The following is a 510-nucleotide window of genomic DNA, read 5'->3' on the forward strand; positions in this document are numbered from 1 at the left end:
GGCGAGGCCATGCTGGAGCTGCGCGCCAGAAAAAAGTTGGCGGCCCTCATGGAGCGGGAGGACGGCAATTGATCCGGGCGCTTCATGAGGGCCTTCTGGCGGATGGGATCGCGGTGCCGCTGACCAAGCTGTGTGGCTGGTTCGGCGTGCCGCGGCGGACGGTCTATTACAAGCCGACCAAGGCTGCGCCGAAGGTCGATCCCCGCTTTGCTGATCCGATCAAGGCCATGATCGAAAAGGAGCCGTCCTTTGGCTACCGGACGGTTGCCTGGCTTCTGGGCTTCAACAAGAACACGGTGCAGAGGATCTTCCAGATCAAAGGCTGGCAGGTGCGAAAGCGACCGATTGGCATGCGGCCCAGCATCGAGGCCGATCCCTCGGTCGCCACAGCTCCGAACGAACGCTGGTCCACCGACCTTTGCCGTGTCTGGGCGGGGCGCGACGGCTGGACAACTTTGGCCCTCGTCATCGACTGTCACACCCGTGAGCTTCTGGGCTGGCATCTGTCGC

Annotated in this window: 1 protein-coding gene; it reads left to right on the forward strand. The window is 63.3% G+C overall.

What is annotated here, in order from left to right; genetic code table 11:
- Window positions 1-68: 68 nt before the first annotated feature.
- Window positions 69-510, forward strand: a 442-nt coding sequence (locus PKE99_RS39520; RefSeq protein WP_498371929.1) for a transposase family protein, incomplete at its 3' end; no start/stop codon positions are given.

The organism is Pseudonocardia halophobica (assembly GCF_027922425.1).
In the GTDB taxonomy this organism is placed as follows: domain Bacteria; phylum Actinomycetota; class Actinomycetes; order Mycobacteriales; family Pseudonocardiaceae; genus Pseudonocardia; species Pseudonocardia halophobica.